16 protein-coding genes are annotated in these 22,870 nt (G+C 74.3%); 2 read left to right on the top strand and 14 right to left on the bottom strand.

Annotated elements, in window-relative coordinates; all coding sequences use genetic code 11:
* Positions 1 to 652 precede the first annotated feature (652 nt).
* Both ACWC9R_RS26775 and ACWC9R_RS26770 read left to right on the top strand, forming a co-directional pair.
* Complete coding sequence (locus tag ACWC9R_RS26775; protein ID WP_450735242.1) at positions 653 to 973, top strand: hypothetical protein; 321 nt, start codon at positions 653 to 655, stop codon at positions 971 to 973.
* Positions 974 to 1,211: 238 nt separating this feature from the next.
* On the top strand, positions 1,212 to 1,871 hold the full coding sequence (locus ACWC9R_RS26770) for an endonuclease (RefSeq protein ID WP_450735241.1): 660 nt from the start codon (positions 1,212 to 1,214) through the stop codon (positions 1,869 to 1,871).
* 67 nt (positions 1,872 to 1,938) lie between these two features.
* Here ACWC9R_RS26770 and ACWC9R_RS26765 read toward each other — a convergent pair whose 3' ends face one another.
* The 14 genes from ACWC9R_RS26765 to ACWC9R_RS26700 form a co-directional block, all read right to left on the bottom strand.
* Positions 1,939 to 4,386 (bottom strand): phosphoketolase family protein, encoded by a 2,448-nt coding sequence (locus ACWC9R_RS26765; protein WP_450735239.1) that lies wholly within the window; start codon positions 4,384 to 4,386, stop codon positions 1,939 to 1,941.
* Between the two features lie 115 nt (positions 4,387 to 4,501).
* Positions 4,502 to 4,711: a hypothetical protein gene (locus tag ACWC9R_RS26760; protein ID WP_450735238.1), complete on the bottom strand. Its 210-nt coding sequence runs from the start codon at positions 4,709 to 4,711 to the stop codon at positions 4,502 to 4,504.
* 168 nt (positions 4,712 to 4,879) lie between these two features.
* On the bottom strand, positions 4,880 to 9,139 hold the full coding sequence (locus ACWC9R_RS26755) for a molybdopterin-dependent oxidoreductase (protein ID WP_450735236.1): 4,260 nt from the start codon (positions 9,137 to 9,139) through the stop codon (positions 4,880 to 4,882).
* Positions 9,140 to 9,279: 140 nt separating this feature from the next.
* Positions 9,280 to 10,512, bottom strand: coding sequence for an NAD(P)/FAD-dependent oxidoreductase (locus ACWC9R_RS26750; RefSeq protein WP_450735235.1), 1,233 nt, complete (start codon positions 10,510 to 10,512; stop codon positions 9,280 to 9,282).
* 86 nt (positions 10,513 to 10,598) lie between these two features.
* Positions 10,599 to 11,369, bottom strand: a complete 771-nt coding sequence (locus ACWC9R_RS26745; RefSeq protein ID WP_450735233.1) for an HpcH/HpaI aldolase family protein — start codon at positions 11,367 to 11,369, stop codon at positions 10,599 to 10,601.
* A gap of 1 nt (position 11,370) precedes the next feature.
* Positions 11,371 to 12,618, bottom strand: coding sequence for a type III PLP-dependent enzyme (locus ACWC9R_RS26740; RefSeq protein WP_450735232.1), 1,248 nt, complete (start codon positions 12,616 to 12,618; stop codon positions 11,371 to 11,373).
* Positions 12,615 to 14,396, bottom strand: a complete 1,782-nt coding sequence (locus tag ACWC9R_RS26735; protein WP_450735230.1) for an IucA/IucC family protein — start codon at positions 14,394 to 14,396, stop codon at positions 12,615 to 12,617. Before ACWC9R_RS26735 ends, ACWC9R_RS26740 begins: the two co-directional genes overlap by 4 nt.
* Positions 14,384 to 15,691: an MFS transporter gene (locus tag ACWC9R_RS26730; RefSeq protein WP_450735228.1), complete on the bottom strand. Its 1,308-nt coding sequence runs from the start codon at positions 15,689 to 15,691 to the stop codon at positions 14,384 to 14,386. The genes ACWC9R_RS26735 and ACWC9R_RS26730 overlap by 13 nt, the downstream gene beginning before the upstream one ends.
* Entirely contained in the window at positions 15,691 to 17,487 is a 1,797-nt protein-coding gene (locus ACWC9R_RS26725; protein ID WP_450735226.1) for an IucA/IucC family protein, read from the bottom strand. The genes ACWC9R_RS26730 and ACWC9R_RS26725 overlap by 1 nt, the downstream gene beginning before the upstream one ends.
* A complete protein-coding gene (locus ACWC9R_RS26720) occupies positions 17,484 to 18,674 on the bottom strand; it encodes an ATP-grasp domain-containing protein (RefSeq protein ID WP_450735224.1) in 1,191 nt (396 codons plus the stop codon). The genes ACWC9R_RS26725 and ACWC9R_RS26720 overlap by 4 nt, the downstream gene beginning before the upstream one ends.
* A 110-nt stretch (positions 18,675 to 18,784) precedes the next feature.
* Entirely contained in the window at positions 18,785 to 19,795 is a 1,011-nt protein-coding gene (locus ACWC9R_RS26715; protein WP_450735222.1) for an ABC transporter substrate-binding protein, read from the bottom strand.
* Between the two features lie 67 nt (positions 19,796 to 19,862).
* Entirely contained in the window at positions 19,863 to 20,675 is an 813-nt protein-coding gene (locus ACWC9R_RS26710) for an ABC transporter ATP-binding protein (protein WP_450735220.1), read from the bottom strand.
* Positions 20,672 to 21,742, bottom strand: a complete 1,071-nt coding sequence (locus ACWC9R_RS26705) for a FecCD family ABC transporter permease (protein WP_450735218.1) — start codon at positions 21,740 to 21,742, stop codon at positions 20,672 to 20,674. The genes ACWC9R_RS26710 and ACWC9R_RS26705 overlap by 4 nt, the downstream gene beginning before the upstream one ends.
* Complete coding sequence (locus ACWC9R_RS26700) at positions 21,739 to 22,749, bottom strand: FecCD family ABC transporter permease (RefSeq protein WP_450735216.1); 1,011 nt, start codon at positions 22,747 to 22,749, stop codon at positions 21,739 to 21,741. Before ACWC9R_RS26700 ends, ACWC9R_RS26705 begins: the two co-directional genes overlap by 4 nt.
* Positions 22,750 to 22,870: the final 121 nt, after the last annotated feature.

Genomic DNA, 22,870 nt, shown 5'->3' with positions numbered 1-22,870 from the left:
ACTGGTGGCCCTGGCACGCGCCGGACGCCCAACTCCCGCCCGCCGTGGAGGACTTCCTCGCCGCGGGCCCGCCCCCGGTCTTCATCGGTTTCGGCTGCCGGTACGGCCCCGCGGGCGTGACGCCGGCTCCCGGGCTGCCTCAGGCCCGCCCCGCGGTGCCCGGGGCCGGGAGCGGATCGGGTGCCGGGCCGGGCTCAGGGCCCGGCGTCGGGGGTGCCGGGGTGGGCGGGACCGGGTCCGGTTCGGGGCGCGGCGGCGACGGGGGCACCGGATCGGGGCCCGGTGCGGGGACCGGGCCGGGCCCCGGGCCCGGCGTGGGTCCTGGTGGCCCGGGGCCCGGACCCGGGGTCGGTGGGACCGGGTCCGGATGGGTGATGCCCGGTGGTCCTGGCTGCTGTCGCACCGTCATGAGCTCCTCACACGTCGCTCTTCCGCGGCTGGACGACTGGCGCCCGTTCCGCGCGGCATGCTGTTCTCCTTGCCGGTCCCGCGCCGGCCATGCGGCCCGAGGCGCCCGGACTCCGCGAGGCACCCCCTCACTGTGCGGCGCCGCGCACCCCCGGGCGACACGGGAGGCGAACGGACGTATCGCGCCCGGCCGCCACCCGGACGCGTGAGCGTACGGCCGCCCGGAGCGGGTACCCCCGCCCGCATGAGCGACACAGACACCGGCACCGGCACGGAGCCGGAGCCCGGCACGGCACGGCACGGAGCCGGAGCCCGGCACGGTGCGGGCCGGGCGCCGCACGGTCGAGATCCACCGGCCTGGTCACTGCGGGCCAAACCGGGTGCCCCGGTCGCCGCGCCGATCACCCGCGAGCAGCTGGACGATCCCCAACTCGACGCATGGACCTGGAGGTTGAGGGATCTCGCGGCGGTGCTGGAGCAGGCGGAGGCGCGGCCGTGGTCCGGGGTGCCGGCTCGCGAGCGGTCACTGCGCCCGGCACACCGGCGGCTCGACGCACTGCGGTGAGCGGCGCGCCGGGCGGCCGGGGCACCCGGCTCCGCGCCGCCGCCGTACCCCTGGGCGCACCGCCGCCCGTACCCGGCCGCGCCTACGGTGCGGTGTCGTTGCGCCCCACGGAGCAATGGCGGTTGCCCGGCCCGCGGAGCGGGGGCAGGGTGACTGCGGACCCCTACGGGACGGACGGAGGACAGGGCGTGGCCGGAACTTCCCCTGACGAGGCGGTCCGCCGGTACCGGGGCGCGCCATGAGCCCCCGCGGCGGGCCGAGTGCCCTGGCGCGCGCCCTGCTGGAGCGGCACGGGGAGACCTTCGCCGCACAGAGCGGCATCCGGATGGCGAACACCCCGCAGCCGCTCTACCAGGTGCTGGTGCTGGCCGGGCTGCTCAGCGCCCGGATTCGCGCCTCCGTGGCGGTGGCGGCCGCGCGCACGCTGTTCGACGCGGGCCTGCGCACGCCCCGGCGGATGGCGGAGGCGACCTGGCAGCAACGGGTCGACGCCCTGGGCGAGGGCGGCTACCGGCGCTACGACGAGCGCACCGCCACCCAGCTCGGGGACGGTGCCACGCTGCTGCTGGACGCGTACGGCGGCGATCTGCGGCGGATGCGGGACGCGGCCGGCGGTGACCTCGGCGCGCTGCGCCGCACACTGCGGGAGGTGCCGGGCCTGGGCCCCGCGGGCTGCGACATCTTCCTGCGCGAGGTCCAGGGCGTCTGGCCCGAACTCGCCCCGTATCTCGACGCCAAGGCGGTCCAGGGCGCGGAGCGGCTGGGTCTGCCGGGCGACAGCGGGAAGCTGGCGCGGCTGGTCGGGACGGACGAGACGGCGGCCTTCGCCTCGGGGCTGGTGCGCGCCGCGCTGGACCGCTCCGTCGTCGAGGACGTACGGGAGGCCGCGGGGGTCTGAACCGGCCGCGGGTAACGGCTACTTGGCAGCGCCACCGGCACCGGCACCGGTGATCGCCCGGACCCCGTCAGCCCGCCCAGGTCCAGTCGGCGACCTCCGGCAGATCGGTGCCGTGCTCCCGAATCCAGGCGTGGTGGCGGGTACGGACGTCCGCCATCTCCTGCCGCACCGCGACCGCGCGCGCCCCGAGGCCGGGCACCCGGTCCACCACGTCCATCACCAGCCGGTACCGGTCGAGGTCGTTGCGGACGACCATGTCGAAGGGCGTGGTCGTGGTGCCCTCCTCCCGGTAGCCGCGGACGTGCAGGTTCCGGTGGCCGGCGCGGCGGTAGCAGAGCCGGTGGATCAGCCACGGGTAGCCGTGGTAGGCGAAGACGACCGGCTTGTCGCGGGTGAACAGCGCGTCGTACTCCGGGTCCGGCATGCCGTGCGGATGTGCCTCCGACGGCAGCAGCCGGGCCAGGTCGACGACATTGACCACCCGCACCGCCAGCTCCGGCAGATGCCGGCGCAGCAGCCCGGCGGCGGCCAGGGTCTCCTGCGTGGGCACGTCCCCGGCGCAGGCCAGCACCACATCGGGGGTTGGGGTATCCCCTGCTCGAGCGGAGCCGAGAGCTTGGGGAGGGCTGCCGCCCTCGGTGCCCGCCCACTCCCAGACACCGGCGCCGCGCGCGCAGTGGGTGCGGGCCTCGTCGAGGGTGAGCCAGTCGAAGCCCGGCTGTTTGCCGGCCACGATCACATTGACGTAGTCGCGGCTGCGCAGCGCGTGATCGGCCACCGAGAGCAGGGTGTTGGCATCCGGCGGCAGATAGACCCGCACCACCTCAGGGCTCTTGCTGAGGATGTGGTCGACGAAGCCGGGGTCCTGGTGGGAGAAGCCGTTGTGGTCCTGCCGCCAGACGTGGGAGGTGAGCAGGTAGTTCAGCGAGGCGATGGGGCGCCGCCAGGGCAGCCGGCGCGCGGTCCGCAGCCATTTGATGTGCTGGTTGACCATGGAGTCGACGATGTGCGCGAACGCCTCGTAGCTGGAGAACAGCCCGTGCCGGCCGGTGAGGAGATAGCCCTCCAGCCACCCCTGGCACAGATGCTCGGAGAGCACCTCCATGACCCGGCCGTCGCGGGCGAGGTGCTCGTCGGTGGCGAGCGTCTGTGCCTGCCAGGCCTTGCCGGTGACGTCGTAGAGCGCCGCCAGGCGGTTGGACGCGGTCTCGTCGGGGCCCACGACACGGAAGTCGCGGCGCTCCGCGGTGGCGTCCATGACCGCTTCCAGCAGCCCGCCCAGCACCCGGGTCGGCTCGTGCAGCGCGCTGCCGCGCTTGTCGACCTCCACCGCGTACCGCTCCAGCGGCGGCAGCGGCAGGTCCCGCACCAGCAGCCCGCCGTTGGCGTGCGGCGAGGCACCGAGCCGGCGCGTCCCCTCGGGCACACACGCCAGCACGTCCGGGCGCGGCCGGCCTTCCTCGTCGAACAGCTCCTCCGGCCGGTACGAGCGCAGCCACTCCTCCAGCTGCCGCAGATGCCCGGCGTCGTCCCGTACGCCGGGCAGCGGGACCTGGTGGGAGCGCCAGGTGCCCTCGACGGGCTGCCCGTCGACCTCGTGCGGACCGGTCCAGCCCTTGGGGGTGCGCAGCACGATCACGGGCCAGCGGGGGCGCTCGGTGACGCCCTCGTCGCGGGCCCGGCGCTGGATCGCGGCGATCCGGTCCAGGGCGCTGTCCAGGGCGGCGGCCAGCGCCTGATGGACCGTCGCCGGGTCGTCGCCGGTGACGTGGAGCGGGTCATGGCCGTAGCCGTGCAGCAGGGCGTCCAGCTCGTCCCGGGGGATACGGGCGAGCACCGCCGGGTTGGCGATCTTGTAGCCGTTGAGGTGCAGCACGGGCAGCACCGCGCCGTCGTGCACCGGGTCCAGGAACTTCGTGGCGTGCCAGGACGCGGCGAGCGGCCCGGTCTCCGCCTCGCCGTCGCCGACCACACAGGTGACCAGCAGCTCCGGGTTGTCGAACGCCGCGCCGTAGGCATGGGTGAGGGAGTAGCCCAGCTCGCCGCCCTCGTGGATCGAGCCCGGCGTCTCCGGCGCGACATGGCTGGGCACCCCGCCGGGGAACGAGAACTGCCGGAACAGCCGGGCCATGCCCGTGCCGTCCCGGCTGACGTCGGGGTAGGTCTCGGAGTAGGTGCCGTCCAGCCAGGAGTTGGCCACCACGGCGGGCCCGCCGTGCCCCGGCCCCCATACGCACAGCGCGTCCAGGTCACGGGCCTTGATGACGCGGTTGAGGTGGGTGTGCACCAGGTTCAGGCCGGGCGAGGTGCCCCAGTGGCCCAGCAGCCGGGGCTTGATGTGCTCGGGGCGCAGCGGCGTCTCCAGCAGCGGATTGGCCATCAGATAGATCTGCCCGGCGGACAGGTAGTTGGCGGCCCGCCAGTGGGCGTCGAGCCGGCGCAGCTCGGCGGCGTCGAGGGGGCCCGCCGTCGCCGGGGCCCCTGTCGTTCCGGCCGGGGATTCCGCGTCGTGCATGCTCAGCTCCTCCTTGAGGGGGCGTGCATCGGGCGTGTCACCGCGGGCACGGTGCGGGCGGCGGCCCGGGGCAGGGCGGTACCCCGGCCGTGCGCCCGGACGGCCGTGCCCGGTGTCAGTCGGGTGGCTCGGGCGCCGGGGGGTCGCCCGGCTCCGCGCCGGGCGGCTCCTTTGGGGCCGGTGCCGGCTCGTCCGGTTCCGGCGCGGCGGGGACCGGCTTGCCGGGGCCCGGGTCGTGCGGCACCGGTTCGGGTTCGCTCGGCACCGGCCCCGGCCCCTCGGGCTCCGGTTCGGTGGTCATGGCGTCAGCGGTCATCAGGGTCATAGCGCTCTCCTTCCTCCCCATCGTCCGTCCAATGCCCGGGGGCGGCCCGTTCAGGACATCAACGCGGGGGCGTGCGCAGGAGCCGGGCGCCGGCACGGGGGAGACCGCCGGGCGGGCGAACGGCCGGTCAGGAAGGGCGCGTTACGGCGGGGCGGGCCCGTGGGCGGCTCAGTACACGTCGCGGACGTAGCGCTTGTCGGCGGCGAGCTGTTTGACGTAACCGGCGGCCGCCTCCTCCGGCAGGCCGCCGTGTGCGACGGCGATGTCCCGCAGCGCACGGTCGACGTCCTTGGCCATCCGGGACGCGTCACCGCACACATAGAAGTGGGCGCCGTCCTGGAGCCAGGACCACAGCTGGGCACCGTGCTCGCGCATCCGGTCCTGGACGTAGACCTTGGCCCGCTGGTCGCGGGAGAAGGCGGTGTCCAGCCGGGTGAGCAGCCCGTCGCGGCGCAGCCGGTCCAGGGCGTCCTCGTAGTAGAAGTCCGTGGCGCGCCGCTGCTCACCGAAGAACAGCCAGTTGGGGGCGCGGTGCCCGCGGGCGCGCCGCTCTTCCAGGAAACCGAGGAAGGGCGCGACGCCGGTGCCGGGGCCCACCATCACCATCTGGGTGGCCGGATCGGCCGGCGGACGGAAGTGGGCGCTGCGCTGGACGAAGACCGGGGCCGGGCTGCCGGGCGCGGCATCGGCCAGAAAGGTGGAGGCCACGCCCTTGCGCGGACGGCCCTGCCGGTTCTCGTAGCGGACCACGGACACCGTCAGCCGGAGCAGACCGGGATCGGTCAGCGGGCTCGACGAGATGGAGTACAGGCGGGGCTGCAGACGGGGCAGCAGGCCGGCCCACTCCGCCGCGCCGGCCCGGACCGGGTACTCGGCCAGGACGTCGACGGCCTGCCGGCTCCAGGTCCACTGAGCCAGCTCGCCCTTGTTGTCGGGCCGCAGCAGCTTCCTGAGGACCCGGTCACCGGTGCGTTCGGCGACGAGCCGGAGGAGCGCCGGGGTGATCCTCGTGAGGTCGAGATGGCGGTGCAGGGCCTCGCCCAGCGGCACCGCGCCCGGACCCTTGAGGTCGACGGCGGTGGCGGGGTCGAGCCCGGTGACGGCCAGCCACTCCGCGACGAGGTCCGGGCAGTTCCGGGGCAGCACCCCGAGCGCGTCCCCCACCTCGTACTCCAGTGGGGTGCCGTCGCCGTCCCGGGTGTCGAAGGTGAACTGCCGCACCTCCTTGGTGGCCCCGGCCCGGCTCAGCAGGTCGTTGCCGACGAGGCGGGCGGTGGCGGGGGCGGCCTTGGAGGGCCGGGAGGCCTTGCCGGGTGCCCGGTCCGGCTCCGGGGGAGCCGGGACGGCCTCCGGCGCGGCGGCCACGGCGTCCGCCTCCCCGCCGGTGTCCTCCTGCGCACCGCCGTCCTGCTCCGGGCCGGCGTCGTCCAGGGCCGTGAGGACCTGGTCGAGCCACTGGCCGGCCGGCTGCTCGTAGTCCGGTTCGCAGTCCGTACGGGGCGCCAGCCGCTCCGCGCCCAGCTCCGCCAGCCGGGCGTCGAGCCGGCGGCCGTGGCCGCAGAAGTCGTCGTACGAGGAGTCGCCCAGCGCGAGGACGGAGTAGCGCACCCCGTCCAGCCGCGGGGTGTCCGGCGCGTTGAGGGTCTCCCAGAAGTCCGTCCCGTTGTCGGGGGCGTCGCCGTCGCCGAAGGTGCTGGTGACGATCAGCAGATCGGCGCCGCGCGGCAGGGCGGCCGGTGCGCTGTCGGCCATGCTCAGCAGCGTCGCCGTCCGTCCGCTGCCGGTCAGCCGGCGGGCCGTGTCGGCCGCGACCTCCTCCGCGTTGCCGGTCTGGGAGGCCCACAGGACCAGGACCGTACGGGCGGACGCGGCGTCGGCCGCGTCGGCGGGAACCTCCGCCGGGTCCGCCGCCGTCGCCTGCCGGGGGGCCGGAGCGCGCGAGAACATCCCGGCCAGGACGCCGTTGACCCACAGGGCGCTCTCCGGGCTGAACGGGGCGTGCGCGGGCAGCACCGGAGTGCCGGCGGCGGGCCCCGAGTCCAGCCCGGTGAGAAAGCCGGACAGATAGCGCCGTTCGTGCGCGGCCAGCACCGGCGGGGCGGCCTCGCCGAGCCCGAACACCCCGGCCAGCACCGCCGTCGCCCCGCCCGCTTCGCCGTCCCGGCCGGAAGCGGCGCCGCCCGCGTCGTCCGTCCGCCCGGCGCCCGGATCGCCCTGCGGCTGCCCCGGTGCGGCCGCGACCCGGGCCAGCGACACCGCGCAGGCCTTGAACTCGGGCTGGAAGGAGACCGGGTCGACCGCGTCATGGGTCACCGCGTTGACGCTGAGGTACTCCCCGAACAGGTCGTTCCAGTGGAACGGCGCGAAGCAGTCGCCCGGCCGTACCCGGTCGGTCACCACGGCGGGCAGCACCGCCCGGCCGCGCCGCGAGGCCACCTCCACCGTGTCGCCCTCCGTCAGGCCCAGCGCCGCCGCGTCCCGCGGATGCAGCTCCACGAACGGACCGGGGTTGAGCCTGGTCAGCTTGCCGACCTTGCCGGTCTTGGTCAGGGTGTGCCACTGGTGGGGCAGCCGGCCGGTGTTCAGCACGTACGGGTAGTCGTCGTCGGGCAGCTCCGCCGCCGGGAGGTGCGGCCGGGCGAAGAACACCGCCCGGCCGGTCGCGGTGGGGAAGGAGAGCCGGGGCCGGGTGCCGTCCGGGCGCTCGTCCAGGGTCTGGCTGACACCGTCGTTGAGGTAGCGCACCGGATTGCGGTCCGGCCCGTCGACGGCCGCGCTGGGCCACTGCACGGGGGTGTCCCGCAGCCGCTCGTAGGTCACTCCGCGCAGGTCATAGCCGGTCCGCGGGTTCCAGGCGCGTTTGATCTCCTCGAATATCTCCTCCGCGCTGTCATAGGTGAAGGCGTCCTCGTAGCCCATCTCGCAGGCGATCCGGGCGATGATCCGCCAGTCCGGCCAGGCCTCGCCCGGCGGGTCAGCGGCCTGCCGTACGAGCGTCAGACTGCGCTCCGAGTTGACCATCACGCCCTCGGACTCGGCCCACATGGCGGCGGGCAGCACGACATCGGCGTACGCGTTGGTCTCGGTCTCCGCGAAGACGTCCTGCGCGACCACGAACTGCGCCGCCTCCAGCCCCTCGATGACGGTCCGCCGGTTGGCGACCGAGGCGACCGGGTTGGTGCAGATGATCCAGCACGCCTTGATGTCGCCGTCCGCCATCCGCCGGAACATCTCGACCGTTCCCCGGCCGGGCTCGTCCGCCCGCAGCGTCCCGGGACCGAGGCCCCACAGCTCCTCCACGAAGGCCCGGTCCTCGGCCACCAGCGTGGACCGCTGGCCGGGCAGCCCCGGCCCCATGTAGCCCATCTCGCGGCCGCCCATCGCGTTGGGCTGGCCGGTGAGCGAGAACGGGCCGCTGCCGGGGCGGCAGATCGCACCGGTCGCCAGATGCAGGTTGACCAGGGCGTTGGTGTTCCAGGTGCCATGGGTGCTCTGGTTCAGGCCCATGGTCCAGCAGCTCATCCAGTCGTCCGCGGCACCGATCCACCCGGCGGCCCGGCGGAGGTCCTCCTCCGGTATCCCGGTCAGCTCCGCGACCCGCGCGGGCGGATAGTCCTGGAGGAAGGCCGGCATCGCCTCCCAGCCCTCGGTGTGCTCGGCGATGAACTCCGGGTCGGTGGCGCCGTTTTCGACCAACAGGTGCAGCAGGCCGTTGAGCAGCGCCAGGTCCGTGCCCGGCGCGATCTGCAGGAACAGGTCGGCCTTGGCCGCGGTGGCGGTGCGCCGGGGATCGACCACGATCAGCTTGGCGCCCGCCTTCACCCGCTCCATCATCCGCAGGAAGAGGACCGGGTGGCAGTCGGCCATGTTGGAACCGATGACGAGGAAGACGTCGGCGTGCTCGAAGTCCTGGTACGAGCCGGGCGGGCCGTCCGCCCCCAGGGACAGCTTGTAGCCGCTGCCCGCGCTCGCCATGCACAGCCGGGAGTTGGACTCGATGTGCCGGGTGCGGACGAAGCCCTTGGCGAGCTTGTTCGCCAAGTACTGCGCCTCCAGCGTCATCTGGCCGGAGACATACAGCGCGAGGGCGTCCGGACCGTGGGTGTCGACGATCTCGCGCAGCCGCCCGGCGGTCCGCCGGACCGCCGCCGCCATCGGCTCGGCCGCCGGTTCGTCGCCGCGCTCCGCGCGCACCAGGGCGGCCGACAGCCGCCCCGGCGCGGCGAGCAGCTCGGCGCTGGTCGCGCCCTTGGTGCACAGCCGTCCGCCGTTCGCCGGGTGGGCCTTGTCACCGGCCGCCCCGCGGACCGTCCGCCGCCCCTCCGGGTCCGTCGCGACATCCAGCACGATCCCGCAGCCGACCCCGCAGTACGAGCACGCCGTCCGTACCTGCGTGATGCTCTCTGCCAGCGGTTCCGGTGCGGTCACGGACGGTCCCCTTCGTGGTCGGAAGCTCGCTCCGACCCTACGAACGGCCCGTTAACCGGGTGTCACGGCAAGCGATCACCCGTCGTTACGGCGGCCACACAGTCACCCGGGGCGCACCGTGAGAACCGGGTCGCCGCAGCTCAGGGCAGCAGTTCGGTCAGCGGCACGGCCGGATCGGCCAGCCGCTCGGGGTCCACCGCCCGCCCGCTCGTCACCAGCGCCCGGATCGGCTCGGTGACGTCCCAGACGTTCACGTTCATCCCGGCCAGCACCCGCCCCTCGGTGAGCCAGAAGGCGATGAACTCACGGGCACCGGGGTCCCCGCGGAGGACGACCCGGTCATAGCCCTCCGGTTCGACATAGCCGGTGTACTCCATGCCCAGGTCGTACTGGTCGGTGAAGAAGTAGGGCAGCCGGTCGTAGCGGACGTCCTGTCCCAGCATGGCCCGGGCGGCGGTCCGCGGCTGGTGCAGGGCGTTGGCCCAGTGCTCGACGCGCAGATGCCGGCCCAGGAGCGGGTGGTAGGCGTTGGCGACATCGCCCGCGGCGAAGACGTCCGGGTGGGAGGAGCACAACCGCTCGTCCACCACGACGCCGTTGTCCACCTTGAGCCCCGCCGCGGCGGCCGCCTCGCTGTTGGGGGTGATCCCGACGCCGACGATCACCGCGTCGGCCCCGACAAGGCTGCCGTCCGCCAGCCGGACGCCGTCCACCACGCCGCCCGTGCCGGTGATCTCCGCGACCTGGACCCCGCAGCGCAGCTCGACCCCGTGGTCGGTGTGCAGGGTGGCGAAGACCCGGGCGACCTCGGGGCCCAGCACCCGCAGCAGGGGCAGCGCCGCGGCCTCCAGCACGGTCACCTCGGCGCCGGCCGCGCGGGCGGCGGCGGTGGTCTCCAGCCCGATCCAGCCGGCGCCGATCACCACGATCCGGGAAGCGGACCCGAAGACCTCCTTGAGGCGGTCGCTGTCCGCCAGCCGCCGCAGATAGTGCACACCGCCGAGGTCGGCGCCGGGCACCGGCAGCGGGCGCGGACTGGAGCCGGTGGCCAGCAGCAGCTTGGCGTAGCCGAGCCGGCTGCCGTCCGCGAGCGTCACCTCGTGGCCGGCCGGGTCGAGGGCGGTGACGGCCTGGCCCAGCCGCAGTTCGACCTCGTGCTCGGCGTACCACTCGGCCGGATGGACGAAGACCGACTCCCGCTCCTCGCTGCCCAGCAGATAGCCCTTGGACAGCGGCGGCCGCTCGTACGGCCGCTCGCGCTCGTCGCCCAGCAGCACCAGCGGGCCGTCGAAGCCCTCCTCGCGCAGCGTCTCCGCGGCCTTGGCACCGGCCAGCCCCGCGCCCGCGATCAAGAATGCCGTGTTCCGGTCCATCTCCCGCTCAGCTCCTTCGGACGATCGGATATCCCGTCATCCGTTCCCGGCCGGGGCCCCGGCCGGTACCGCCGATGGTGTTGCCGTCACTCCCGGCCCGCGGTCCGCGCCAGATGCCCGCGCAGCGCCCGCGCCGTCAGATCACGGTCCTCGCCCACGACGAACGCCGTGACACCGTCGGCCCGCCACTGCGCGCGGCGCTCCGGCGTGGTGGACATGGCGCAGAACGGGACGTCATGGCGGGCGCAGGCCGCACGGAGGGTACGGACCGCCTCCTGGACACGGGGGTGGCGGACCTCCCAGGGCACCCCGTACGACTGCGAGAGGTCGCCGGGGCCGGGCAGCACGAGGTCGACGCCACCGGGGGCGAGGATCTCGTCGATCGCCGTGACCCCCTCGGCGTCCTCCAGCAGCGCGATGACCATGATCTCCGCGTTGGCCCGGCGCAGGTACTCGGCCGGGTCGATCCGGCCGAACCCCGGGCCGCGCCCGCCGTTGAGGGACCGCATCCCCTCGGGGGCGTAGCGGGCGGCCCGGATCGCGGCGTCGATGTCCGCGCGGCTCCGGACGTGCGGGACGACGATGCCCATCGCCCCGGCGTCCAGGGCGCGCAGCACGGCGCCGGGGTCGTCCTCGGGCACCCGGACGAAGGGGGTGAGCCCGGTCGTCTCGGCGGCCCGGATGAGGTTCTCCAGCCGCTGCGGGTCCACGAGGGTGTGCTCGGTGTCCAGGATGACGAAGTCGTACCCGGCGCAGCCGATCATCTCCACCATCGTGGGCTCGGGAAGCGTGCTGAACAGCCCGTACACCTCCTCGCCCGCACCGATCCTGCGCCGGACCTCGTTGGGGCGCAGCACCTCAGGCCTCCCCTGCCGCGCCGGACTCCGCACCGTCGAGGAAGTGGAAGCCGGGGCGCGGATGCATCAGGAAGTCGTGGTGCGAGATGTTCCAGGCGTACGCCCCGGCCACCCCGAACACCACCCGGTCACCGGCCCGCAGCCCCGGCGCCGGGACGTCGCGGGCGAGGACGTCCTTGGGGGTGCACAGCTGCCCCGTGACGGTGACCAGGCCGCCCTGCGCCGCCGACCGCGGCCAGGGGTGCGGCCAGGGCGCGTCGGACGGCAGCACCGTGCAGGGCTGGTCGTGGCCCTTGGTCGCGGGGGTCCGCAGATGGTGGGTGCCGCCGCGCACCACGGCGAACTCCTCGCCGTGGCTGTGCTTCACGTCCAGCACCTCGGTGGCGTACCAGCCGCAGTACGCGGTGAGCGCGCGCCCCGGCTCGATCCGCAGGGTGAGACCGGGGTGGGCCGCGGCGAGCCGGGCCAGGCCCGCGCCGTACGCGCGCCAGTCGAAACGGCGCTCCGGCGCGGCGTAGTCGACCGCCATCCCGCCGCCGACGACGACCTCGGACAGGGGGAACCGGTGATCGGCGGCCAGTCCGGCGGCCCAGGTCACGATGGCCTCCGCCACCGCCACCTGCTCCGGTGCCTCCAGGCCGCTCGCCAAGTGGGCGTGGATGCCGCGGAGTTCGAGCTGCGGGTAGGTGCCGTCGGTGAGGAGCGCGACGACCTCGGCGGCCTGGCCGGGGTCCAGCCCGAACGGGGTCGGGCGGCCGCCCATGGCGAGCGAACTGCCGTCCAGGGAACCGTCGTCGACCGGCAGGTTGAAGCGGGCCAGCACGGCGATCCGGCGTTCCGGGGCGAGCCGGGCGGCCAGGCTCGCGAGCAGGTGGATCTCGTACACGCTCTCCACGTGGAAGCGCTCCACCCCGGACTCCAGCGCCTGGGCGACCTCCGCGGGGGTCTTGCCCGGCCCGCCGAACGCGAGCGGGGCGCCGGGCACGGCCTTGCCGACGTGCGCCAGTTCGCCGCCCGAGGAGACCTCGTAGCCGTCGACGTACGGGCGCAGCGCGCCCAGCAGCTCCGGCTCCGGGTTTGCCTTGGCTGCGTAGTACAGCTCGATGCCCTCCGGCAGCGCGGCCCGGACCTCGGCCAGGTGGGTGCGCAGCGCCGCCAGGTCGTAGACGTAGGCGGGCAGTTCCTCGGGGGCGAGCCCCTGGACGCGGTCGCGGACCGCGGGGGTGGGGGCGAGGCCGGGGGTGGTCATCGTGCGCTCCAGGGGGTGGTGTCGTCGGCGCCGCCGGCGCCGGACAGGACGGCCTCGGCCAGCGGCGAGGGCAGCAGGACATAGCCGGCCTCGCGGTCGGCCTTGCGCGCCCAGCGGGTGAGCAGATTGGCCTTGGCGGGCAGCGGGACACCGGCGAGCAGGGCGGCCAGCCGGGGCGGGCAGCCGTACCGGTCGGCGTGGGTCCGCAGGGTGCGGCGGACCTGCGCCCACAGCTCCGTCTCGGTGTCCGGGTGCAGGTCGGCGAGCGCGGCGAGCATCTCGGCGACGTGGTTGACCAGCAGGCAGTACACGACCCGGTCCCAGCCGCGCTGGGCGTCGTAGGTCATCGGCGCCGCGACCTGCTCGGGCAGCGAGGCCAGCAGCTCGGCGTGGTGCTCGGGGACCAGCTTGGTGCCCTCCAGGTCGCGGAAGAGGACCTGGGCGGGCATCCCGTCGCCGTCGACGCAGACCAGCACGTTCTGCAGGTGCGGCTCCAGCACCAGGCCGTGGTCGAAGTAGGCGGCGAGCACCGGCGGGAGGAGCAGGTTGAGGTAGGCGGCCCACCAGTCCAGCGCGGCCTGCGGCCCGGCGCCGTCCAGGAGGCGGGAGATATGGGCCGGGCCGGTGGGGTACTCGTCGGCGACGGCGGCCGCCAGCAGCGGGGTGGTGCCGGGCAGCAGCCGCTGGGACAGGCCCTCGCGGACGATGACGCCGAACCCTTCGAGCAGCTCGGTGTCCGGCCGGCCGTCGGCGCCGGGCAGCGCCAGGCTGCGGTAGGCGGGCTCACGGAGCACCGCGCTGCCGGGGAAGCGGGTGGCGAGATCGGCGAGCGCGGGCGCCAGCAGCCGGGTCAGGGCCACCGCCCCGGACAGCTCGTAACTGGCGTTCTTCCGCAGGCAGTTGGTGATCCGGACGTTCAGGCTGAACTTGAGGAACGCGTCACCGTCGTAGAGCGTGCGCACCGAGGCGGTGGCCGCGAACGGCGTCCCGCCGGTGCCCAGGACCCGGATGTCGTCGCGGTCCAGGGCCTCCCGCAGACCGGCGTGGTCGCGCAGCAGCTCGTACTGCCAGGGGTGGACGGGCAGCAGCCGGTAGCCCTCCGGGACCTCGGTGTGCAGCGCGTCCAGCGGGGCCGTGGCCCCGTCCTCGGCCGCCTCCTCGGCGATCAGCTCCTCGCGCACCGCGAGCAGCAGCAGCGGGAAGGCGGCCCCGGCCTCCGGCGCGTACGACTCCCAGGCGGCCGGGTCGCCGGTACGGGCCTTGGGCGTCGGGTGGAAGCGGTGGCCGAGGATCAGCGACTGCTCGGAGCTGACATAGGTGGTCTGCCAGTCCTCCTCGCCGTACGCCCCGGCGGCCGGCCGGTGCTCCGTACGGGCCGCCAGCGCCACCGAGACGGCCTGGTGGCTGGAGGCGATCTGCGCCAGGAACTCCTCGTTGTCCACACCGGTCCGCAGCGACAGCTCGGCGTGCACGTACTCGGCCAGCCGGCGCCAGCCGACCTCGGCCCAGCCGTCGGCGGTCTGCTCGGACACCGGGCCGGTGAAGCGGTGCGCGCCGAGCAGCGAGGTACGGCGCAGCGCGACCCGCAGCAGCACCCCGCGGCGCGGCAGCCGGATCAGCAGCCGCCCGTCGTCGACGGCGGTCTGGTGCTCGGGTCCGGACACCTCGCGCAGCAGGCAGTTGAGGAGGGTGTGCGCCACGGCCTGGTCGGCGGTGGGCAGACCGGCGGGGGCGGCGCCCGCCGCGGTGGTGCCGGGGGAGTTGGTCAGCGAGGGCATCGGGGGCTCCTGCGGGTGCGGAGAGTACGGGGAAGGCGGGGGACGGCGGTCGCGAGCACGGTGACCAGCGCTATCGCGGTACCGGTCAGGACGGGCGCGGTGGGACCGAACCAGTCGTTTCCGATCGCGGCGGCCACACCGGCGGCGACGGCACCGGCCTTGGAGAAGAACTCGATGGAGCCGAACAGCCCGCCCGGGGCACGGCCCTTGGCGCAGTCGGCGGCCAGCATCGACATACAGACCAGGCCCAGGGTGAGGCCGGCGCCGAGGACCAGCCGGACCGCGACGAAGGCGGTGAGTGAGTCGGCGAGGCCGTGCCCGGCCAGGCCCAGCGCGATACAGCCGAAGCCGAGGGATATGCCGAGCCGGGGGCGGCGCCGGAAGAGGGAGTGCACCGCGATCGCCGCGACCAGATAGCACAGGTGCGGCAGCGCGAACAGCACACCGGAGACCATCGGCCCGGTGCCCGGTATGCGCTCCTTGATGAGGGAGATCAGGTACGGGAAGGAGATGACGGTGGAGAAGACGAAGGCGAACTCCAGGGCGTACAGGGCCCGCAGCGACGCGTCCGGGGAGCGCCGGGACGGCCCGTCCCCGGCGGCCTCGGCCGCGGCCGCCTCGACCGCCGACGCCCCGTCCGTGTCGGCCTCCGCGGTCGCGGCCCGCGGCGCGGTGGGTTGGTGCCGCGGCGGCTCCGGGAGCGCCGCCAGCATCACGGCGGCGGTCAGCGGCAGCACGGCCAGCAGGGCGTACTGGCGGTGCGGCGACAGCCAGGGCGTCAGCGAGCCGACGACGATCGGCGCGCACACCAGGGCCGCCCGCGCGGCGCCCTGCATCAGCGTCAGCGCACGCGAGAGCGCATGGCCCTCCAGCGCCGCGCCCAGGTAGCCGTTCGAGGCGGCGAAGGTGCCGCCCAGCACGCCCTGGATCACCAGCGCCGTGGTGAAGGTGGCGAGCGAGTCGGCCCAGCCCGCCAGCAGGAACGCCGCGGCGAGCCCCAACTGCGCCCGCAGCAGCAGCCGTTTGCGGCCGAAGCGGTCGGCCAGCCGCCCCCACAGCGGCGCGCCGATGGCGCCGAAGATGGTGGGCACGATGTACAGCAGACCGGCCCAGCGGGCGGCGCCGTCGCCCAGCTCGGGCAGGATCTCGGTCAGGTACGGCGGCAGGCCCAGCGCGGCGAACGACGCCACGAAGTAGCAGCCGGCCACCGCGTACACCTGGCGGCGGGCGAGGCCCGGGCGGACCTTGGTCTCGACGGAGGCGGGTTCGATCCGGTGGGAGGTGGCGGTGCGCATCAGGAAGTCCCCAGCGGAAGCAGGTAGTTGGGGCCGGTGGTGTAGTGCTTGTTGATGTCGGCCGCGCCGGAACGCTCCTTCGACAGCAGGCTGCCGGCGCTGACCATGGCCTTGACCGGCAGCTCCGGGGCGTCCAGGACGTGCGCGCGCAGTGCGGCGCCCGGCTCGCCCGGCGCGGTGCCCAGGCGTGCCACGGCCTCGGCGAGCCGGTCGCGGACCAGGTCCAGCAGCCGGCCCAGCGGGGCGCGTCCGTGCCGGGCCAGCCCGAAGGCGTAGGAGCCCGCGCACAGATGGACGGTGATGGTGGTGAACAGGTCCAGCACCGGCCGGTCGTCCTCGGCGAAGATCCGCGGGTCGGCGAAGTCCGCGGGGTCCGGGGCGTCCGCGCCCAGCGTCTCCCGCAGCCGCCCGGTGTGGAACCGCGGCGCGTCGTTGTCCTTGAACAGCAGCCGCAGCCGGGTGCCGTCCGCGGCCCGGTCCAGCACCAGCGAGATGTTCTGCTGGTGCGACTCCAGGCCGATGCCGTAGCCGAACAGCGTGGTCTGCCAGTCGAAGAGCAGCGTCAGCAGGGCGTCCAGCAGCGCCAGCGGATCGCCGCCGTAGAAGCGGTCCGCGAGCTGGTCGATCACCAGCCGTCCGCCGGGCGCCCGGCCCAGCAGCGCGGCCAGCGGCACCACGGCGCTGCCGTCCAGACCGGCCGGGTAGCGGCGGCACAGCACGGCGAGCAGCTCGTGCCCGGCGTTCGCGTAGACCGTCTCGTCGGCCTGCAGGACCGACTCCGCGAACCGCGGCTCGCGGGCGATCACCCGCTCCAGCAGCCGCTGGCCCTCGGCGCCGTCGATGAGCGTACGGGGCTTGATGGTGCGCCGGTTGCGCAGCCCCAGCGTCGCGGTGGCCAGCGGCAGCTTCAGATGCAGCCGGGGATCGGCGGCCACCGCCACCGTCCGCATCGACAGCGTCGGCACCGTGTCGAGCAGCGCCCGCCCGGACAGCACCGCCGTGCCCTCCAGGCCGGTCTCCCGCAGCGCCTCGTCCAGGGGCGCGCCGAGCGTCAACGGGTGGACGGGCAGCGCGAGATGGCTGCCGCCGAGGTCCGGCAGGCCCAGCTCGGCCGGGGACGGCCAGCAGCCGGGCAGCGCCGCCTCGCCGCCGCCCGCCACGGTGAGCGCGGACCGCGGCACGGCCAGCCAGCGCAGCGCGAAGTCCGGACGGAACTCCGGTGCGTACGCCCGCAGTTGGTCCTCGTCGAGGCCGGAGCGGCCGCGCGCGGTCGGGTACACGGGGTGGTCCAGGCGGGCGGCCAGCGCGTCGTACGCCAGACCGCCGTCCAGGCCCGGCCAGCCCTCGGCCGCCGCGCCATGACGCTCCGTCAGTCTCTGCTCGAACTCGTCCCGGGTACGGGCGTGCAGCCGCATCGTCGCCAGCGTCTGGCGGCACTCCTCGGCGAAGGCGTCGAAGCCGGAGCGGTCGGCCGGGTCGGCCAGTTCCCGCAGCGCGGCGAGGATCTCGTCGGCCGTGGTCAGCCGGGCGCCGTCGGACTCGCGGACCAGCAGCGGCAGCCGGGCCGCGTGGGTGCTCTGGTAGCCGTCCGGGCCCAGCGGCAGCAGCAGGGCACCGGCGTCCGGGCCTGCGGGCAGCCGCAGCCAGGGGCCGTCCGGGCGTTCCCGCAGCGTGCCGCGGGAGCGCAGCCCGACGACGTCCTCCCGCAGCAGCGCGCTCAGCACCCGCAGCAGCAGCTCGGACTCCTCGGCCTCCTGCGCGGCGGGGCCGGCGGTGGTGTCGAGGGCGGTGGTCACGAGGTGATCTCCCAGCGCTCGGTGGCGAAGAAGCCGTCCGCGGCCCGGTCCAGGGCCTGCCGGTCGGTGCCGGTGGCCCGCAGCACGCCCAGGTAGTCGCGGTTGGTGCGGTACAGCGGGTGCTCGGTGCCGGTCGCCCGCAGCGGCCGGTAGCGCAGCCGTACGCCGTCCTCCTCGCGGTCCGTGGCGGCCGGCGCCGCGGTGAGCGTCCCGGCCCGGTCGGCGAGGGCGTACTCGACCCGGCCCGCACCGTCCTGCCGCGCGCCGAGATCGGCGGGCAGCGGCTCGCCCAGATGCGTACGGAGGATGTGCTCGAACAGCTCGATGCCCAGCACCTGCGCCAGCAGCAGATCGCACTGGTCGCCGATGACGCGGTAGTTCACCTCGATGAGCCGCGCCCGGCCCTCGTGCACCACGAACTCGGTGTGACAGGCGCCGAACCCGACGCCCAGCGCGTCGAGCTGGGCCAGCACCTGGTCGACCACGGGCTCCGGGGGGACGGCGACGAAGTCGTGCCGCTCCTCGATGAAGGCGGGCGGTGCGGAGACCGTGGTGTGGAAGCCGCCCAGGACATGGCGCCGGTGGCCGTCGCCCAGGGTCTCCAGGGTGTAGAGCTCACCGGCCAGGAACTCCTCGGCGACCAGCGCCGCCTGAGGGCGCCGCGCCTGGATCTCCTCGGCCCGCGCGATCAGTTCGTCCGGCCCGGTGGCCAGCATCACGTCCTCGCTGGCCACGCCCTCGCGGGGTTTGACCACGCAGGGGTAGGGGAGCTCGGCGGCGGTGAGCGCGGCCGGGTCCTGGCCGGGCGCCAGCTCGGCGGAGCGCACGGTGTCGGCGCCGGCCGCGGCGAGGTGGCGGCGCATCTCGGCCTTGTTCTTGGCGCGCAGCGCGGCCCGCCAGTCCTTGCCGGGCAGCCCGAAGTAGTCGGCCGCCAGGGCAGCCTGGGTCTGCAGATGGTCGCTGTTGGTGAAGACCGCGGCGGCCGGGTGGTGGGTGGCTATTCGGGTGATGACGGCGCGGAAGTCATGGACGTCGCACTCCAGGACCTCGGTGCCGGGGGAGGTGCGCCGGTGCGCTTCGGGCTGGTCCGTCAGGACCGTGATGTCGAGACCGAGGCGGGCGGCGGCGGGGAGGAATCCCTCGGTGACCGAGTCGGTGGGGTTGAGGGCGAGCAGGTACATCCGCATGAGCGGGACCCCTTCGGGAGCAAGGGTGGTGCGGGGGGACTGGCCGGCCCGGCGGACGGTGGCCGGGCCGTGGGGGCGGGCCGGGGGACGGCGGCCCACCCCCTGGTGGTTCAGCTCTTCGGCAGCTTCACGCCGGCGGCCTTCGCCACGTCGGCGAGCATGTGCTCGGCGGCCTGGATACCGATGCCGGACATCCAGGTCTCGTCCGGCACGTCGAAGACCTTGTCGTCCTTGACGGCCTTCAGGTCCTTCCAGACCGGGTTGGACGTGACGTCCTTCTGCTGGGTCTTGTCCGGGTCGTCCGCGACGGTCACGAACACCAGGTCGGCGTCGGCCTTGTCGATCTGCTCCGGGCTGACGTCGAGCATCGTCTTGACCGGGTCGGTGGAGCTCTGCGACTTCGGCCGGGCCAGGCCGATGTCGTTCAGGACCACGCCGCTGTAGGAGGACTTCTGGTAGAGGCGGGTCGGGCCGGCGACGAAGCGCACCACGGACGCCGAGGGCATCTTGCCGTGGTTCTTCTTCTTGATGGCCTCGCCCAGCGCCTTGGCCCGGCTCTCGTACGCCTTCAGCTTCCGGTCCGCCTCCTTCTCCAGGCCCAGGGCCTTGGCGTGGACCTTCAGGTTGGCCTTCCAGGGGCCGCCGGTGGTCTCGGTGAAGACGGTCGGCGCGATGGCCTTGAGCTTGTCGTAGATCTTCTCGTGCCGGACCTTGGAGGACAGGATCAGATCGGGCTTCAGCATCGCGATCTTCTCAAGGTTCGGCTCCAGGAGCGGGCCGACGTCCTTGACGCCGCCGATCTCGTCCTTGAGGTACGAGGGGAAGCCGCCCTCGGTCTTCATGTGCGGGGAGACCGCGCCGACCGGCTTGATGCCGAGCGTGGCGACATCGTCCAGCTCGCCGGTGTCCAGGACGACCACACGCTTCGGCTTGGCGGGGATCTTCACGTCGCCGCCGAGGACGCTCTTGACGGTGCGCGGGAAGCCGGCGCCGCCCTTCGCCGCGTCGTCGCCGTCCTCGGCGGCCCCGCCGCCGCACGCGGTCAGGGTCGCGGCACCGACGGTGGCGGCGAGCAGGGCGGCCGGCAGCCGGCGGCCGGAGAGAACAGATCTCGTGAACATGAGGGTTCGACTTCCTTGAGGGGAGAGGAGAGCGGAAAGGGAAGGGCTTGTGGGGGAGCGGTGCGGGTCAGGCGGAGACGGCGGGGTGCCGTTTCGCGCTGCCCTTGGGGACGACCAGCGGGGTGCCGGTCTCGGGGTCGGGGATCACCCGGCAGTCCACGTCGAACACGGACTTCACCAGCTCCGCGTCGAGGACGTCGGCCGGTGCGCCGGAGGCCGCCAGCTGCCCGTCCTTGAGGACCACGAGATGGTCCGCGTAACGGGCGGCCTGCCCGAGGTCGTGCAGCACCATCACCACGGTGCGGCCCGCCTCGGCGTGCAGCGCGGCGACCAGGTCGAGGACGTCGAGCTGGTGCCGCAGATCCAGGAACGTGGTGGGCTCGTCGAGCAGCAGCAGATCGGTGTCCTGGGCCAGCGCGAGCGCGATCCAGGCACGCTGCCGCTGGCCGCCGGAGAGCTGGTCGACGGGCTGGTGGCGCAGTTCCACGGTGCCGGTGCGCCGCAGCGCCTCCTCCACCGCCTCCTGGTCCGCCGTCGACCAGGGGCTCAGCAGCCGCTGGTGCGGGTAGCGGCCGAGCCGTACCAGCGCCTCGACGGTGATCGCGTCGGGGGTGACCGGCTGCTGGGGCAGCAGCCCCATCCGCAGGGCCAGCGCACGGGCCGGCATCCGGTGGATATCGGCGCCGTCCAGCGCGACGGTACCGGCGGCCGGCGCCAGCAGTCGCGTCAGACCGCGCAACAGGGTCGACTTCCCACAGGCGTTGGGGCCGACGACGGCGGTGACGGCGCCGCCGGGCAGCACCAGATCGAGGCCGCCGACGATCAGCCGGTCGCCATAGCGCAGATCGAGTCCGTGGGTGGAGAGCTGGTTGGCGGTCATCGGACACTCCTGTTCACGGAACTGCTCTGACGGATCATCAGCACCAGCAGCCAGGGCGCCCCCAGAGTGGCGGTGACCACTCCGACCGGCAGGCCGCTGACCGGCAGCAGATACTGCGCGACGAGATCGGAGGCGAGCAGCAGGACGGCACCACCGAGGGCGGACAGCGCCAGCGTCCCGGCGGTCGGCGGCCCCGCGAGGAACCGCACCATGTGCGGGACGGCCAGTGCCACGAAGGCGACCGGGCCGGTCAGCGCCGCGGCCAGCGAGGCCAGCACGATGGCGACGACCAGGATCTGCAGCCGGGCGGTGTGGGTGTTCAGGCCGAGCGTGCCGGCCGAGTCGTCGCCCAGGTCGAGGACGGCGAGCCGGCGGTTCAGGGGGAAGGCGAGGGCGAGGCCCACGGCCACCGCACCGCCCGCGGACCACACCTCGGTCCAGGTCCGCCCGTACAGCGAGCCCGTCTTCCACTGCACGGCTGAACCGGCCAGCTCGGTGGGGAAGCTGACGATCATGAAGTTGACCGCCGCGGTCAGCCCGGCCTGTACGGCGAGACCGACCAGCACCAGCCGGGTCACACTGGTGCCGGAGCGCCAGCCGAACACCCCCAGCAGCACCGCCGCGAGCAGCCCGCCGCCGAGCGCGGCCAGCGGCACCATCACTTGCGAGGCCCCGGCGGCCAGCATCGCCACCGCACCGAACGAGGCCCCGCCGGTCACCCCCATCACATCGGGGGAGGCGAGCGGATTGCGGAACAGTCGCTGCAGCAGGGCACCGCCCACGGCCAGGCCCGCCCCCGCGACGATCGCCGCGGCCATCCGCGGCGCCCGGAACTCCTGGACGATCAGCACCGTGCCGGCGTTTCCGGCGCCGAACAGGCCCTTGACCGCCTCGAGAGGCGGTAGCGGCATCTCACCGTTGGCCACGGACACCGTCACCAGCGCGCCGAGCACCAGCAGACCGGCCAGGCCGAGCAGCGGGGTCCGGCCGCGTCCGGGCCGGCGCCCGGCGCCCGGGGCCGCCGACGGGGAGCCGAGCGGCGTCGCGCTTCGTATGACCTCGTTCATCGGGCCACCTTCCGGGCCAGCAGCGCCAGCAGCGGCGCGCCGAGGAACGCGCTGATGATGCCGACCTGCAGCTCGGACGGCCGGATGACGAGCCGTCCGAGGATGTCGGCGGTGAGCAGCAGCAGCGGTCCGGCGATCAGACAGCCGGGCACCAGCACCCGGTGGTCGGAGGTGCGCAGCAGCTGGCGGACCAGGTGTGGTGCGGCCAGCCCGATGAAGGCGAGCGGACCGGCCACCGCCACCGCGGACGCGGCGAGCAGCACGACGGCCAGGCCGCCGACGGCGCGGATGCGGGACACCGGCACCCCCAGCGCCTGCGCCGAATCGTCGCCCAGCGCCAGGGCGTTCAGGGAGGGAGCCAGGGCGAACGCGAGGATCAGGCCGATCACCAGGGTCGGCAGCACCGGGTAGAGCACCGCCAGCGGGCGCTCGGCCAGTGAACCGGCCAGCCAGAAGCGGGCCTCGTCCAGCGACCGCTTGCTGGCCAGCATGACCGTCGACGTCCAGGAGAGCAGCACGAGTTGCAGCACGGTGCCGCCCAGCGCGAGGCGTACCGGGTCGAGGTCACCGGCCCGCCGGGCCAGGGCCTGGGCGAACAGCGCGGCGGCCGCGGCGCCCGCGAACGCGAACCAGAGGTACTGGACGGGCCGGGTCAGATGCAGTGCGTAGATCGCGGTGACCACCGCGAAGCCCGCGCCCGCGTTGATGCCGAGCGTCGTGGGGGAGGCGAGCGGGTTGCGGGTGATGCCCTGGACGACCGCTCCGGCGACCCCGAGCGCGGCGCCCACCGCGAGTGCCACGACGGTCCGCGGTACCCGAAGTCCCGTCACCACCAGGGCGTCCGGTCCGTGGGTGGCGCCGGTCAGCGCCTCCCACACGGTGGAGAGCGGTACGGAGCGGGCACCGAGGGCGAGGCTCAGAGCGGCACAGACCGCCAGTGCACCGAGCCCGGCCACGAACAGCGGGACGCGCCGCAGGGCGTTCGCGGCGGGACGCGGGTCGGGCACAGGGGGTGCAGTGGCAGGTGGTTTGGTCGTCGACACGCGTCGTTACATTAGGTTAGGCATACCTAATACTGCAAGCGCGCGGTTCGGTAAACGGTCAACTATCCCATTTGTCGGCCGACCA

The sequence above is a fragment of the Streptomyces sp. NPDC001219 genome (assembly GCF_053597915.1).
The sequence above is the reverse complement of the archived record's forward strand: the minus strand, read 5'-3'. Positions and strand labels throughout refer to the sequence as shown.